12 protein-coding genes are annotated in these 14,480 nt (G+C 72.4%); 4 read left to right on the top strand and 8 right to left on the bottom strand.

Features of this window, described 5'->3' with window-relative positions:
• The 6 genes from E1298_RS32945 to E1298_RS32925 all read right to left on the bottom strand — a co-directional run.
• Positions 1 to 133, bottom strand: a 133-nt coding sequence (locus tag E1298_RS32945; protein WP_481726144.1) for a nucleotide-binding protein, incomplete at its 3' end; no start/stop codon positions are given.
• A gap of 149 nt (positions 134 to 282) precedes the next feature.
• Positions 283 to 1,077, bottom strand: coding sequence for an energy-coupling factor ABC transporter ATP-binding protein (locus tag E1298_RS32940; RefSeq protein WP_131900261.1), 795 nt, complete (start codon positions 1,075 to 1,077; stop codon positions 283 to 285).
• Positions 1,074 to 1,838 (bottom strand): cobalt ECF transporter T component CbiQ, encoded by a 765-nt coding sequence (cbiQ, locus tag E1298_RS32935; protein WP_131900259.1) that lies wholly within the window; start codon positions 1,836 to 1,838, stop codon positions 1,074 to 1,076. Before cbiQ ends, E1298_RS32940 begins: the two co-directional genes overlap by 4 nt.
• Positions 1,838 to 2,146, bottom strand: a complete 309-nt coding sequence (locus tag E1298_RS48635; RefSeq protein WP_165975798.1) for a PDGLE domain-containing protein — start codon at positions 2,144 to 2,146, stop codon at positions 1,838 to 1,840. The genes cbiQ and E1298_RS48635 overlap by 1 nt, the downstream gene beginning before the upstream one ends.
• A gap of 25 nt (positions 2,147 to 2,171) precedes the next feature.
• Positions 2,172 to 2,891 carry an energy-coupling factor ABC transporter permease gene (locus E1298_RS32930; protein WP_165975797.1) on the bottom strand — a complete coding sequence of 240 codons (720 nt, stop codon included), beginning with the start codon at positions 2,889 to 2,891 and terminating at the stop codon, positions 2,172 to 2,174.
• Between the two features lie 153 nt (positions 2,892 to 3,044).
• A complete protein-coding gene (locus E1298_RS32925; RefSeq protein ID WP_131900257.1) occupies positions 3,045 to 3,659 on the bottom strand; it encodes a mycothiol-dependent nitroreductase Rv2466c family protein in 615 nt (204 codons plus the stop codon).
• Between the two features lie 220 nt (positions 3,660 to 3,879).
• Between E1298_RS32925 and pepN the strand changes: the two genes are divergently transcribed.
• Positions 3,880 to 6,414, top strand: a complete 2,535-nt coding sequence (gene pepN, locus E1298_RS32920) for an aminopeptidase N (RefSeq protein ID WP_131900255.1) — start codon at positions 3,880 to 3,882, stop codon at positions 6,412 to 6,414.
• Positions 6,415 to 6,509: 95 nt separating this feature from the next.
• Positions 6,510 to 7,508, top strand: a complete 999-nt coding sequence (locus E1298_RS32915; protein WP_131900253.1) for a hypothetical protein — start codon at positions 6,510 to 6,512, stop codon at positions 7,506 to 7,508.
• 36 nt (positions 7,509 to 7,544) lie between these two features.
• Here E1298_RS32915 and malQ read toward each other — a convergent pair whose 3' ends face one another.
• Together malQ and E1298_RS32905 are read right to left on the bottom strand one after the other, a co-directional pair.
• Positions 7,545 to 9,614: a 4-alpha-glucanotransferase gene (gene malQ / locus E1298_RS32910; RefSeq protein WP_131900251.1), complete on the bottom strand. Its 2,070-nt coding sequence runs from the start codon at positions 9,612 to 9,614 to the stop codon at positions 7,545 to 7,547.
• A 36-nt stretch (positions 9,615 to 9,650) separates the two neighbouring features.
• On the bottom strand, positions 9,651 to 11,075 hold the full coding sequence (locus E1298_RS32905) for an amidase (RefSeq protein WP_165975796.1): 1,425 nt from the start codon (positions 11,073 to 11,075) through the stop codon (positions 9,651 to 9,653).
• 226 nt (positions 11,076 to 11,301) lie between these two features.
• On the opposite strand from E1298_RS32905, the gene E1298_RS32900 reads away from it, so the two are divergent.
• Positions 11,302 to 12,123, top strand: a complete 822-nt coding sequence (locus E1298_RS32900; protein ID WP_131900249.1) for a nuclease-related domain-containing protein — start codon at positions 11,302 to 11,304, stop codon at positions 12,121 to 12,123.
• 364 nt (positions 12,124 to 12,487) lie between these two features.
• Complete coding sequence (ilvD, locus tag E1298_RS32895; RefSeq protein ID WP_131900247.1) at positions 12,488 to 14,341, top strand: dihydroxy-acid dehydratase; 1,854 nt, start codon at positions 12,488 to 12,490, stop codon at positions 14,339 to 14,341.
• The last annotated feature ends 139 nt before the right edge of the window (positions 14,342 to 14,480 follow it).

Genomic DNA, 14,480 nt, shown 5'->3' with positions numbered 1-14,480 from the left:
GACAGCCAAGATGCTGATTGATATCGGCATCCACCGCCACCACCGGCAGCCCCCGACCCGCCAGATACCGCACGAACAACGACGACAGCGTCGTCTTGCCACTACCACCCTTACCGACGAACGCAACCTTCACGAAAGCCCCCGATTCGGATATGAAAACCATTGCCAGTTCCAGGATGCACGAGTCTGGCCCAGGGCGGGGGCGGAATCAAGGAGAATCCCCGAACCCGCGCGGCGCGTCGCGGCGCGACCCGCGAGGGGCGCGGTGGCGGGTCCGGTGGGTCAGCGCAGGGCGGCGGCCGGGTCGAAGCCGAACGGGAGCTCCAGGCGGTGGATCTTCAGCAGGTCGGCGTCCGTGAGGAGGTCGCGCGTGGGGGCGTCGGCGGCGATCACGCCGCCGGACAGGATCACCGAGCGCGGGCACAGCTCCGCCGCGTACGGCAGGTCGTGGGTGACCATCAGGACGGTCACGTCCAGGCTCAGCAGGATCTCGGCGAGCTCGCGGCGGCTGGCCGGGTCCAGGTTGGAGGACGGCTCGTCCAGGACGAGGATCTCCGGCTCCATCGCCAGGACCGTGGCGACGGCGACGCGGCGGCGCTGGCCGAAGCTGAGGTGCTGCGGCGGGCGGTCGGCGACGTCCAGCATGCCGACGCGGCCGAGGGCGTCGCGGACGCGGCGGTCCAGCTCGGCGCCGCGCATCCCGAGGTTGGCGGGCCCGAACGCGACGTCCTCGCGGACGGTCGGCATGAACAGCTGGTCGTCGGGGTCCTGGAAGACGATGCCGACGCGGCGGCGGATCTCCCGCAGCGACTTCTTGTCCTTCGGGTCGACCTGGAGGCCGCCGACCCTGACCTCGCCCAGGCCGCCGTTGAGGATGCCGTTCAGGTGCAGGACGAGCGTGGTCTTGCCGGCGCCGTTGGGGCCGAGCAGCGCGACGCGCTCGCCGCGCCCGATCGTCACGTCCACGCCGTAGAGGGCCTGCGTGCCATCCGGGTAGGCGTAGGCCAGGCCCTTCACCTCCAGGGACGGGACCGCGCCGGGCGTGCTCGCGAGCGGCGGTTCGGGCGAGGGGGTCATGGGACCATCCAAGCAGCCAGGGTGACCAGGGCTGCGGCCACGGGCAGCGCAGCGGCGGCCGACCATTGCGCGGCCGTGGCGCCCACGTCGTGCAGGACGGGCATCCGGCCGTCGTAGCCCCGGCTCACCATGGCCAGGTGGACGCGCTCGCCCCGCTCGTACGAGCGCAGGAACAGCGCGCCGACCGACTTGGCGAGGACGCGGGTGGCCCGGATGTCGCGCGCCTCGAAGCCGCGCGACGCCCGGGCCACCTTCATCCGCCCCAGTTCGGCCGTGACGACGTCGCCGTAGCGGAGCATGAACGTGGCGATCTGCGTGATCAGCTCCGGCATGCGGAGCCGCTCGATGCCGAGCAGCAGCAGCCGCGGCTCGGTGGTGGCGGCGAGCAGGACGGACGCGATGACGCCGAGGGTGCCCTTGGCCAGGATGTTCCAGGCGCCCCAGAGCCCGCTCTCGCTCAGCCGCAGGCCGAGCACGGCGACCTTCTCGCCGTTCGCGACGAACGGCATCAGGAACGCGAACGCGACGAACGGCACCTCGATGACGATCCGCCGCGCGACCATCCCGAACGGGACGCGCGCCGCCGCCGCCACGGCCGCGAGCAGCACCGCGTAGAGGCCGAACGCCCACACCCGCTCGCGGGGCGTGGCGACCACCAGCAGGACGAACGCGAGGACGGCGACCAGCTTGCACTGCGGCGGCAGCCGGTGGACCGGCGAGTCCCCCGGGTGGTACAGCCGGTGCGCGTGCCCCGCGCCCATCAGGGGGCTTTTCCGGACGGCCCGCGCCGCCGGACGGCCCAGAACAGGCCGCCGCCGACGAGCAGCACGGCCCCGACGCCGATCACGCCCGCGAGCCCGCCGGACAGCCGCGAGTCGTCCACGCCCTTGACGCCGTAGTCGCCGAGCGGGGAGTCCTTGAGCGAGTGGTCCTTCTCCTTGGCGCTGATGCCCTTGTCGGAGGCGACCTTCTCCAGCCCGTCGGGGCTGCTGCTGGCGTAGTAGCTGACGATCCCCGCGAGGACGAGCGAGACGAGCAGGAACCCGACGAAGAACCGCTTTGTGGTCATGATGCCCTTTCCTCCCACGTTGCCCTCACGCCCTCGACGGCTCGGCCGGGCCGGAGTCGGCGCCCTGCGGGGCCGTGGTGCGCAGCTCCAGCGGCTTGATCAGGTCGCGGGCCCCGTACACCAGGTCCGGGCGGACGGCCAGCACGCTCGACACGGTCACGGCGGTGATCAGCGCCTCGCCGATGCCGATCAGGACGTGCACGCCGATCATCGCGGCCGCCACCTTGCCCACGGAGACGTCCGTGGTGCCGCCGGCGGCGTAGATCAGCGTGAACGCCACCGCGGCGGCCGGCACGGAGACCACGGCGGCGGCGAACGAGGCCCCGGCCACCGAGGCCCGCGTCTTGGGCAGCACCTTGAGCAGCAGCCGGAACAGCCCGTACCCGACGAGCACCGTGACCAGCGCCATGTTGGTGATGTTGACGCCGAGCGCGGTGAGCCCGCCGTCCGCGAACAGCAGGCCCTGCATGAGCAGGACGACAGAGACGCACAGCACGCCCGTATAGGGCCCGACCAGGATCGCCGCCAGCGTCCCGCCGAGCAGATGCCCGCTGGTGCCCGAGGCCACCGGGAAGTTGAGCATCTGCGCGGCGAACACGAACGCGGCGGTCAGCCCGGCGAGCGGCGCGGTGCGGTCGTCCAGCTCGCGCCGGGCGCCGCGCAGGGCCACCGCGACGCCGGCCACCGCGACCGCCCCCGCCGCGATCGACACCGGAGCGTCGATGAATCCGTCCGGAACGTGCACGTCCCTCACCGTCCTACCTGTTCCTATGCGTAGGACCAGTTTGACGGCGTTTGCCACGCAGTTGCAACACAGTCGCAATTACCTGGCCGTCGCGACACCCGTAAACCCGGGGTTCCGGCCACGACCGGCCAGACCACGATCCGGCCCCCGGTCTCAGTCGAATATCGGGTCGCGGGTGCGGGTGCGCTTGAGCTCGAAGAAGCCGTCCGTCGACGCCACCGCGACGACGCCGTCGAAGAGCTTGACGGCGGCCTCGCCGCGCGGGATCGGGGACACGACCGGGCCGAAGAACGCGCTGCCCTCGACCTCGATCACGGGGGTGCCGACCTCCTGGCCCACCCGGTCGATGCCGTCCTTGTGGGAGGCCCGCACCGCGTCGTCGAACTCGGTGGACTGGGCGGCGGACGCCAGCTCCGGGTCGAGCCCGGCCGCGGTCAGCGCCTCCTCCAGCATCGCCCGGTCGAACTTGCGCCGGTCGTGGTGACGGCGGACTCCCAGCTCGGTGTACAGGCGCCCCAGGGCCTCGGCCCCGTACTCCTTCTCGGCGGCGATGCACAGGCGGACGGGACCCCAGCCCTCGGCGAGCCCCTCGCGGTACTCCTCCGGGACCTCCTTGTCCTCGTTCAGGACGGACAGGCTCATCACATGCCAGCGCACCTCGATCGGGCGCAGCTTCTCCACTTCGAGGATCCAGCGCGAGGTGATCCACGCCCACGGGCACAGGGGATCGAACCAGAAGTCCACGGGGGTACGGGCGTCTTCCGACAACGTCGGCCTCCAATGCGGCGAAGGGTTTCCAAGGGCGACAACCCGGCGCCGCCCACGCTGATTCCCCGCCCGCCAGACCGTCCGCGAGTCCGCCCATGGGGCCGTCCGCGCCCCGAATTCCCTTCGGTACGGGTATTTGAAGGCCGTGGCGCCGGGACCGGACCACCGGCCGGTTGGTAGACATGAGGCACCAAACAAATAAGCCGACCAAGGAGTACATGTGGCAGGCAACCTCACGCGCGATGAGGCGCGGGAACGGGCCCGGCTGCTCACCGTGGAGTCGTACACGGTCGAGCTGGACCTCACGACGGGTGAGGAGCGGTTCGGTTCCACCACCGTGATCCGTTTCGGCAGCGCGGAGGCGGGCGCGTCGACCTTCGTCGACCTGCACGGCGCGGTCGTCCGGGAGGCGACGCTGAACGGCAAGGCGCTGGACCCGGCGTCCTACGACGCCGAGAAGGGCCGGATCCCGTTGCCCGGCCTGGCCGCCGAGAACGAGCTCCGCGTGGTGGCCGACTGCGCCTACTCCCGCTCCGGCGAGGGGCTGCACCGGTTCGTGGACCCGGTCGACCAGAGCGTGTACCTCTACACGCAGTTCGAGACGGCCGACGCGCACCGGATGTACACCTGCTTCGACCAGCCCGACCTCAAGGCCACGTTCCAGTTGGACGTCACCGCGCCGGCGGACTGGGAGGTCATCACCAACGAGGCCGCGGAGACCGGCGAGAACGGCGAGTGGCACTTCCTGCCGACCCCCGAGGTCTCGACCTACATCACCGCGCTGGTCGCCGGGCCGTACCACGTCGTCCGGGACGAGTACCGCCGCGAGGACGGAACCGTGATCCCGCTCGGGGTCTTCTGCCGGGCATCCCTGGCCGAGCACCTGGACGCCGACGCGATCGTCGACGTGACCCGGCAGGGCTTCGCCTACTTCGAGGAGGTCTTCGGGCGCCCGTACCCGTTCGCCAAGTACGACCAGCTGTTCGTCCCGGAGTTCAACGCGGGCGCGATGGAGAACGCGGGCTGCGTCACGTTCCTGGAGGACTACGTCTTCCGGTCCCGGGTCACCGACGCCGCCTACGAGCGCCGCGCCGAGACGATCCTGCACGAGATGGCGCACATGTGGTTCGGTGACCTGGTCACCATGCGCTGGTGGGACGACCTGTGGCTGAACGAGTCGTTCGCCACGTACATGAGCGTCCTGTGCCAGGCCGAGGCCACCAAGTGGACGGGGTCGTGGACGACGTTCGCGAACCTCATGAAGGCGTGGGCGTACCGGCAGGACCAGCTCCCGTCCACCCACCCGATCTCGGCGGACATCCCCGACATCCGCGCGGTCGAGGTCAACTTCGACGGGATCACCTATGCCAAGGGCGCGAGCGTCTTGAAGCAGCTCGTGGCCTACGTCGGCCGCGACAACTTCCTGGAGGGCGTCCGGCACTACTTCCAGCGGCACGCGTGGGGCAACACCGTCCTGGCCGACCTGCTGGGCGCGCTGGAGGAGACGTCCGGCCGCGACCTGGCCGCATGGTCGAAGGAGTGGCTGGAGACCGCCGGGACCAACACGCTCCGTCCGGAGTACGAGGTGGACGGGGACGGCAACTTCTCGTCGTTCACCGTCTTGCAGGACGCCAAGGCCGACTACCCGACGCTGCGGTCGCACCGCGTCGCGATCGGGCTGTACGACCGGACGGCGGAGGGGATCGTCCGGCGCGAGCGGGTCGAGCTGGACGTGGTCGGCGCGCGCACGGAGGTGGCGGAGCTGGTGGGGCGCGAGCGGCCCGACCTGGTCCTGGTCAACGACGACGACCTCACCTACGCCAAGATCCGGCTGGACGAGCACTCGCTCAAGACGCTGGTCGACGGCATCGGCGACATCAAGGACGGCCTCCCCCGGGCCCTGTGCTGGTCGGCGGCGTGGGACATGACCCGCGACGCCGAGATGGCCACGCGCGACTACATCCGGCTCGTCGTCAAGGGCATCAGCGGCGTCACCGACATCTCCGTCACCCAGACGCTGCTGCGCCAGGCCCGCACCGCGGTCCAGCAGTACGCCGACCCGGCGTGGCGCGAGGAGGGCCTGCGCCTGATGGCGGACACGCTGTCGGTGCTGGCGCGTGAGGCCGAGGCGGGATCGGACTTCCAGCTCGCCTACGTCCAGGCGTTCGCCGCGTCCGCCGTCACCGAGGAGCACCTGGCGTTCGTCCGGGGGCTGCTGGACGGCTCGCGGCCACTCGACGGCCTCACGGTCGACACCGAGCTGCGGTGGGCGCTGCTGCGCCGCCTGGTCGTCACCGGCAAGGCGGGCGAGGCGGAGATCGACGCCGAGCACGAGCGCGACCGCACGGCGGCGGGCGAGCGGCACGCCGCCGCCTGCAAGGCCGCCGTCCCGACCGCCGAGGCGAAGGCCGCCGCGTGGGAGCGGATCGTGTCCGGCAAGCTGCCCAACGCCGTCTACCGGGCGACGTTCGGCGGCTTCGTGGAGCCCGACCAGGCCGACCTGCTCGTCCCCTACGTGGACGCCTACTTCGCCGAGGTCGGCCGGATCTGGAAGGAGTGGAGCAGCGACATGTCCCAGACGTTCGCCGAGGTCGCCTACCCCTTCCTGGTGATCGAGCAGTCCACGGTCGACCGGACGGAGTCCTACATCGCCGAGCAGCGCCCCCCGGCGGCGCTCGTCCGGCTCCTGTCGGAGGGCCGCGACGGCGTGGCCCGCGCCCTGCGCGCCCGCGCCAAGGACCGCTCGGCGGGCTGACCGGATGTCACCCGTGGCCATGTGACCGTCTCCGGACGGCCCCCGATGGCCGTCTTCGGATGGATCACATGGTCACGGGATGGAAAGGTGAGTGCGTGGAGACCGCGCGGGACGTTCTGACGGCACTGGCACGGCGGTACGCCTTCGGGGACCTGGAGGCGCTCATCACGCGAGGGACGCTCACGGCGGACGGCCGGTCCGCCGCGGTGGCTGCCCTGTGCGCGTTCGGGCAGCGGGTCCTGGACCTGGACGCCGAGGACTTCGGCATGCCCGAGGCCGTCGGCGAGGTCCCGCACGACCTGCTCGACCGGGCGAGGGCGAGCCGCATGCCGCAGGCGCCCAGGGAGCGGCCCCGGGGCGCCCTCGCGAGCCTGCGCCCCGCCTACGCGCTGCTGCTGGAGGTCATCGCGATCCGCTGGCACCGGCGCGACATGGCCGGGCTGGTCGCGACGGTGCACATCGCGGGCGAGTACCTGGCGATGCTGGCGTGGGAGCCCGTCCTCGGGCACGCGGGCGATCCGGCGCTGATCGGCGCGTCGGTGGGCGGCGAGGGCAGCCGCTTCGGCGTCCCCGTCGAACAGGGCGCGCCGCGCGCCTGCGACCACACCCGGCCGGAACGTTCCGCCTGCGAGCGGACCCTGCGCGTCTCCAGGGAGCCGCCGCCCGGGTGGCGCGCCTACCTCGACCGCCAGCACAGCCAGGTCGCCTCCGCGCTCGGCAGCTGCGCGGCCCGCTGCCGGACGCCGTGCACGGTCATGACGCGCCTGGACGACACCCTCCGCGCCGGCCTCACCGAGCGGTGCAAGCTCGCGGCGGAGTTCACCGACAGCGCCCTGGTCAAGCTCCGGCACGCGGCACCGGTCGGGCACGGTTTCGGAGTGCCCTCCCCGGAGGAGGTCCAGACGGCCTGGACGCGCGCGCGGAAATCCTTGGTGCATCAGCCTCTCGGCCGCAAGGCCCTGGACGGGACGGACGGCGACCCCTATCCACTGCCCGGCCTACCCGCCCTGTTCTCGGCGATAGCGACCGTCCCGATCGTCCCGGACACGCTCCTGCGCGACGTGACCACCCGCATCACCGCGACCCTCACGTGAGCCGTTCCCCGCGATCCATCGCGGCGTGAGCCGTCCTCAGGTGGCCGGGAGGTTCTTCAAGGTCGCCTGAAGCCGTGGGCTCGCCGGAAGGTCCTCCAGCAGGACGAGCCGTCCGGCGGCGTCGGCCAGCGGGACGCGCCAGTTCGGGTACTCGTCGGTGGTGCCCGGCTGGTTCTGGGTGCGGCGCTCCCCCACGGCGTCCGCCAGCGAGATGCCGATCAGGCGGGCGGGCGTCCGGCCGAGGAAGGCGTGCAGCGCGGCCACGACCTGCTCGTCGTAGGCGTCCGAGCCGTCCGCCAGAGCCCGCGCGACCTCGGCCGGAGCGGCGGCGAGCAGCCCCTCCCCGCTCAGCAGCGCCAGCCAGCCGGTGAGCCGGCGCCGATGGTCGTCCGCCTCCTCGGCCAGGGGACGGGTCAGCAGGCCGAGCCGGTCGCGCAGCGCGATGTGGTCGCCGTGCAGGAACCCGGTGATCGGCGGCATGTCGTGCGTGCCGACCGTGGCCAGCGACAGCTCCCGCCACCGCCCTGGCGGCTTCGGGCGGCCCGCCCGGTCGCGTTCGAACCACAGCAGCGACGTCCCGAGGACGCCCCGGGCGGCCAGGTCGTCGCGCACGTCGGGCTCCACGGTGCCGAGGTCCTCGCCGACGACCACCGCGCCCGCCCGCTCCGCCTCCCACGTCAGGCAGCACAGGAGCGCGTCGCGGTCGTAGCGGACGTAGGTGCCGTCGGCCGGGGAGCCGCCCTCGGGCACCCACCACAGCCGGGACACCTGCATGGCATGGTCCAGCCGCAGCCCGCCCCCGTGCCGGAACGCGGCGGCCAGCATCTCCCGGTACGGGACGTAGGCGGCGCCCGCGAGGCGGCCGGGATGCCACGGCGGCTGCCCCCAGTCCTGGCCCCGCTGGTTGAACTCGTCCGGCGGCGCCCCGACGCTCATCCCGGGCGCCATCAGGTCCCGGTAGATCCAGGAGTCGGCGCTGCCGTGCGCCACCCCGACCGCCAGGTCATGGACGATGCCGACCGGCATCCCGACGTCCCGGGCGGCGCGCTGCGCGTCCCCGAGCTGCCCGTCGAGGCGCCACTGGAGCCAGGTGTGGAAGTCGACGCGATCGGCGAGCCGTTCGGCGGCGTCCGCGACGGCCCGTCCGCCGGCGTCCTGGAGCTCGGCGGGCCAGCGCCGCCAGTCGGCACCGTGCTCCTCGCCGAGCGCGCACCAGGTGGCGAACGCGGTGAGCGCCCTCCCCTCGCGTCCGCGGAACTCCTCGTACCGGCGCCGGGCCCCGGCGTCGCGTGGGAGGCGGTACATCAGCTCCAGCGCGGCGAGCTTGGCCGTCCACACCGCGTCGCGGTCGATCGGGCCGCCGGAGCGCAGCGGCGCCGCGAGGGCGGAGAGCCGCTCGCGGTCGTCCGGGGGCAGCGCCGCGAACTCCGGCAGGTCCTCCACCCGCAGGTAGATCGGCGCGGCGAAGCGGCGGCTCGTCGGCGAGTACGGTGACGGGCCGATCGGCGGGACGGGCTCCGTCGCGTGCAGCGGGTTGACCAGCGTGAACCCGGCGCCGAGCTCCCGGCCGCTCCAGGCGGCGAGGTCCGCCAGGTCACGCAGATCGCCCATGCCCCAGGACGTGCCGGAGCGCACCGAGTACAGCTGCGCGGTGAACCCCCACATCCTTGGCGGGCGCCTCAGCGCCTGCGGGGCGACCAGCAGCGGCGCGACCTCGTGCCGGTCGCCCTGGCGGGCGTGCAGGCGGTGCCAGCCCAGCGGGACGTCCCGCGTCATCTGGGCGGCGACGCCGCGAACCGGGATCACCTCCCCGGGCTCCACCTCGACGGAGAGTTCCAGCGGCCCGTCCGGACGGGCCCGCATAAACCCGGCGTCCGCGCCTCGCCTCAGCGTCACGACCGGGGGCAGCAGGGACTCGCCAGGCGAGCCCGGGGTGCGCTCCAGCTCCCTCCGGACGGCGCCGGACGACGAGGCGTCCACGCCGAGCGCTTCCAGCACCGCGACCAGGGTGCCGGGCGAGACCGCCACCTCCCGTCCCCGCCAGTCGGTATACCGCGTCGCGACGTGGTGGCGCTCCGCCAGCACGATGAGTTCGTCGTCAGCCACGCTGCACCCATGCCCCTCGGAAGCGGGGCCAAAAGGTCAGGCGTCCCAGATGGGCGGCTTACGGCCGATCCAGGGACGGGCCTCCTCCAGCTGCGCCGCCAGAGAGATCAGCGTCCCCTCCCCGCCGAGCCGTCCCGCGAGCATGACCCCGATCGGCAACCCCTCGGCGTTCCAAGACAAAGGCACATTCACGGCGGGCTGGCCGGAGATGTTGTAGGCGGCGCAGAACGGCGTGAAGTGCTTCTGGCGCCGGAAGTTCTCCGCGGGCTCCTGGTCGTGGAAGTACCCGACGGGCGCGGGCGGCTGGGCGAGCGTGGGATGCAGGATCGCGTCGAACTCGTTCATCACCGGGAACGCCGCGCGCAATGCGCCCTGCAACGCCGCGTGCGCCCGGAACAGCTGCGGCGCCGTCGTGGCCTTGCCGCGCTCCCGGAGCCATCGGGTCAGCGGCTGCAGGAGGTGCTCCCGCTCGTCCGGGACGGGGGTGAGCGTCGCCATGACGCCCCACAGCAGCTCGAAGTGCGGGACGAGCTCCGGCCCGAACACCGGCGGCAGCTCCACGACCTCGTGGCCCAGCTCCTCCAGCAGCGCGGACGCCTCCTCGTAGGCCGCGACGCAGTCGGGGTGTACCTCGGCGTCCGGGACGGCCGGGCGGCGGCTCCGCGCGATCCTCAGCCGCCCCGGCGGACGGTCGGCGTGGGACAGGAACGTTCCCTCGACGGGCGGCGCCGCGTAGAGGTCGCCGGGCATCGGGCCCGCCATCACGTCCAGCAGCAGGGCCGCGTCCCGGACCGTCCGGGCGATCGGGCCGTTCGTCGACAGCCCGAACAGGTCGGGGATGACCGGCCCCTGCGAGATCCGGCCGCGGGTGGGCTTGATCCCGAAGAGGCCGCAGGCGCTGCTCGGGATCCGGATGGAGCCGCCGCCGTCGCTGCCCTGCGCGACCGGCGCCAGCCCGGCCGCCACCGCCGCGGCGGCGCCGCCGCTCGACCCGCCGGCCGACCGGGCGAGGTCCCAGGGCGTCCGCGCGGGCGGGGCGACGGCGCTTTCGGTATAACAGGGCAGTCCGAATTCGGGGGTCGCGGTCTTACCGAGAAGGACAGACCCCGCTTGCCTCAGTAGGCACACGACGTTGTCGTCCGCGAAACCGGTCAAATCGGCAAAAACATCCGAACCGAAAGTCATCCGGACGCCGTTCACCATGTTCAGGTCCTTGATCGGCACCGGGACGCCGTGCAGCGGCGGCAGCGCGGCCGGGTCCGCCGCGTCCAGCACGTCCCGCTCGGCCTGTTTCGCCTGCTCGCGGGCCTGCTCGGCGGTGACCGTCACGTAGGCCCCCACCTGCGGGTCCAGGCGTTCGACGCGGTCGAGGTAGTGGTCGGCCAGCTCGACCGGGGACAGCGCGCGGGCACGGATCGCCGCGGCCATCCGTATGGCGCTGAGGTCATGGGTATGTGTCACAACGCCGAACGGTAGACGCCGGGTGCGCGAGCATCAAAGATGGCAAGGGCGACACCGTGCAGCAAGAGGGGATGAATACAGCCCTACCCCTCGGCCGGGGCCGTGAATCGCGCGCGTCCGGCGACAAAAGTATTAACCCGGCATGACTAGTCGCCAACCGTAGGAATGATTACTCTGCGCACGGAGGATCATGCCCCCGATGTGAAAGGAATACGGAGCGTCACTCATGGCGATCATGGAGCGGGGCAACAGGCAGGAAACCCGAGGCCGGCCGCCTCAGGGCGAGTCGGAGGAGTCGCGTGAGCACCGGCACGAGACCCCGGTGAAGGAGGCGTCGGAGGAGCGGTCGTACCGGGCGATGCTCAGCGATCCCCAGGTCCGCCGGTGGATGTGGCGGATCGGCACGGCGGTCGTGATCGGCGCCGTCGGTTCCCTCGTCTTCGGGGTCCGGCTCGGGATCACCGCGGCGATCCTGGCGGTCATCGTCGACACCGTCCGCAGGTCCCGCCGGAACTCCACCGTGTCGGCCTGGCAGAAGACCTCGGCCGCCGAACGGCGCACCGAGAAGCAGCTGAGGTCACTTCAGCGCAACGGGTTCCTCGTGCTCCACGCGCGGGCCGTGCCCCGCGACGAGGACGGCGTCAGCGACGGCCAGATCGACCACCTGGTGATCGGGCCGAGCGGCGTGTACGCGATCGACTCCGAGAAGTGGGACAAGCGCCTGCCGGTGCGCACCCAGTCCCACCTGAAGCTGTTCCACGGCCCCTTCAACCGCAAGGACCGGCTGGACGAGGCGCGCTGGGAGGCCGAGCAGGCCAGCCGGATCATCGGCGAGCAGGTCGGCTTCGAGGTGCCGGTCCAGCCGTCCGTGGCCATCTACGGGCCGTCCATCCCCTGGAAGGTCATGAGGGTCCGGGACGTGGACGTCTACGCGGGCAACCGGGCGCGCGCGTACCTGCGCCGCCGTCCGAAGATCCTGACCGACACCGACGTCCAGGGGATCTTCCAGGCGGCCGAGAAGGTCCTGCCGCCGAAGTACCCCGACTGAGTGCCCGGGCGGCCCCCGGGTCGCCCCGGCACGGCTCGACGACGAGCCCCGAACGACCGGCCCCGTCCCCGACGGCCGGTACCGGAGGGGCACCTCGCCCGCCTCGCGGCCGAGGTGCCGCTTCCGCCTCCCCGAGATCTTCCCGCCGGGCCGCGCCCCGGCTTTTCCGCCGCCCGGGAAAGATCTCCGTGACGCGTCCGTGAGAGCGACCGGACGGCACGTCGATGGCAGTTGGTAGCATCGGGTGACACGGGCCGGCTCCCGCGCGATCTCCGCTGGGCCGGCGGCAGCGCCGCGATCCGCCGCTGCGACCCACGTTCGCAACGCGGTGCCACGGCACGTCACAGGTTGGAGAGGTCACAGGATGCCCCCGCTCAGGTCACGCACGGTCACCCACGGCAGGAACATGGCGGGCGCCCGCGCGCTCATGCGTGCCAGCGGCGTCGCGCGCGAGGACTTCGGCAAGCCCATCGTCGCCGTGGCCAACAGCTACACCCAGTTCGTGCCCGGCCACGTCCACCTGGACGAGGTCGGCAAGGTCGTCGCGGGCGCCGTCCACGAGGCCGGCGGCGTCCCCCGCGAGTTCAACACGATCGCGGTCGACGACGGCATCGCCATGGGCCACGACGGGATGCTGTACTCGCTGCCGTCCCGCGAGGTGATCGCCGACGCCATCGAGTACATGGTGAACGCGCACTGCGCCGACGCCCTCGTCTGCGTCTCCAACTGCGACAAGATCACGCCGGGGATGCTGCTGGCCGCGCTGCGGCTCAACATCCCCACCGTCTTCGTGTCCGGCGGCCCGATGGAGGCCGGCAAGCCGGTCGAGGGCGTCATGGGCGGCAACAAGCTCGACCTGATCGACCCGATCATCGCGTCCGCGGACGGCTCGATCGCCGAGGACAAGCTGCTGGAACTGGAGGAGAGCGCCTGCCCGACCTGCGGCTCCTGCTCGGGCATGTTCACCGCCAACTCCATGAACTGCCTCACCGAGGCTCTCGGCCTGGCCCTGCCCGGCAACGGCACCGTCCTCGCCACCCACACCGCCCGCCGCCGCCTCTACGAGGACGCGGGCCGCACCGTGGTCGACATCGCCCACCGCTACTACGACGGCGACGACGCCTCCGTCCTCCCCCTGAGCATCGCCACCCGCGAGGCGTTCGCGAACGCCATGACCCTCGACGTGGCCATGGGCGGCTCCACCAACACGATCCTGCACCTGCTGGCCGCCGCCCACGAGGCCGGCGTCGACTTCGGCCTCACCGAGATCGACGAGGTGTCCCGCCGCGTCCCCTGCATCTGCAAGCTGGCGCCGGCCACCGGCAAGTACCACGTCGAGGACTGCCACCGCGCCGGCGGCATCCCCGCCCTGCTCGGCGAGCTCAACCGCGCCGGGCTGCTGCACCGCTCCGCCCACTCGATCCACTCCGCGTCCATGGACGAGCTGGTCGCCAAGTGGGACGTCGGCTCCCCGAGCGTCCTGCCCGAGGCCGTCGAGCTGTTCCACGCCGCGCCCGGCGGCGTCCGCAGCACCTCCGCGTTCAGCCAGAGCGCCCGCTGGGAGGAGCTCGACCTCGACCGCGCCGAGGGCTGCATCCGCGACGCCGAGCACGCCTACACCGCCGACGGCGGCCTCGCCGTCCTGCGCGGCAACATCGCCCCCGACGGCGCGATCGTCAAGACCGCCGGCGTGGACGAGGAGCTGTGGACCTTCTCCGGCCCCGCCGTCGTCTTCGAGAGCCAGGACGAGGCCGTCGAGGGCATCCTCGGCGGCAAGGTCGCGGCCGGCGACGTCGTCGTGATCCGCTACGAGGGCCCCAAGGGCGGCCCCGGCATGCAGGAGATGCTCTACCCGACGAGCTTCCTCAAGGGCCGCGGCCTCGGCAAGGCGTGCGCGCTGGTCACCGACGGCCGCTTCTCCGGCGGCACCAGCGGCCTGTCCATCGGCCACGCCTCCCCCGAGGCCGCGGGCGGCGGCGTCATCGCCCTGGTCGAGGACGGCGACCGCGTCGTGATCGACATCCCGAACCGCGTCCTGGAGCTGGACGTCCCGTCCGACGAGCTGGACATCCGCCGCGAGAAGCTGCTGGCCGACCTCGGCGGCTACCGCCCCCGCGACCGCCACCGCCCCGTCAGCGCCGCCCTCCGCGCCTACGCCGCGATGGCCACCTCCGCCTCCACCGGCGCCGCCCGAGACGTCTCCCAGATCGAACACTGACCGAGCGAAGATTGGCCGAGCGAAGATTGGCCGAGCGTGCTCCCGTCAGCCTCCCGCGACCGTCGCCGATTCACGGGCTGCGGTCGCGTGGGGAGCCTGCGCACCTGGCGCGGGAGGCGGGGTCAGGAGCAGCAGCCGC

It is taken from the genome of Actinomadura rubrisoli, assembly GCF_004349215.1.
GTDB lineage: Bacteria > Actinomycetota > Actinomycetes > Streptosporangiales > Streptosporangiaceae > Spirillospora > Spirillospora rubrisoli.
Note: the sequence above shows the minus strand (reverse complement) of the source record. Positions and strands in the feature narration are given on the sequence as shown.

What these genes read in the sequence shown, in the direction of transcription:
- E1298_RS32940 (WP_131900261.1), bottom strand. Translation starts at nt 1,077, where the DNA reads ATGACCCCCTCGCCCGAACCGCCGCTCGCGAGCACGCCCGGCGCGGTC.
- cbiQ (WP_131900259.1), bottom strand. Translation starts at nt 1,838, where the DNA reads ATGGGCGCGGGGCACGCGCACCGGCTGTACCACCCGGGGGACTCGCCG.
- E1298_RS48635 (WP_165975798.1), bottom strand. Translation starts at nt 2,146, where the DNA reads ATGACCACAAAGCGGTTCTTCGTCGGGTTCCTGCTCGTCTCGCTCGTC.
- E1298_RS32900 (WP_131900249.1), top strand. Translation starts at nt 11,302, where the DNA reads ATGGCGATCATGGAGCGGGGCAACAGGCAGGAAACCCGAGGCCGGCCG.
- ilvD (WP_131900247.1), top strand. Translation starts at nt 12,488, where the DNA reads ATGCCCCCGCTCAGGTCACGCACGGTCACCCACGGCAGGAACATGGCG.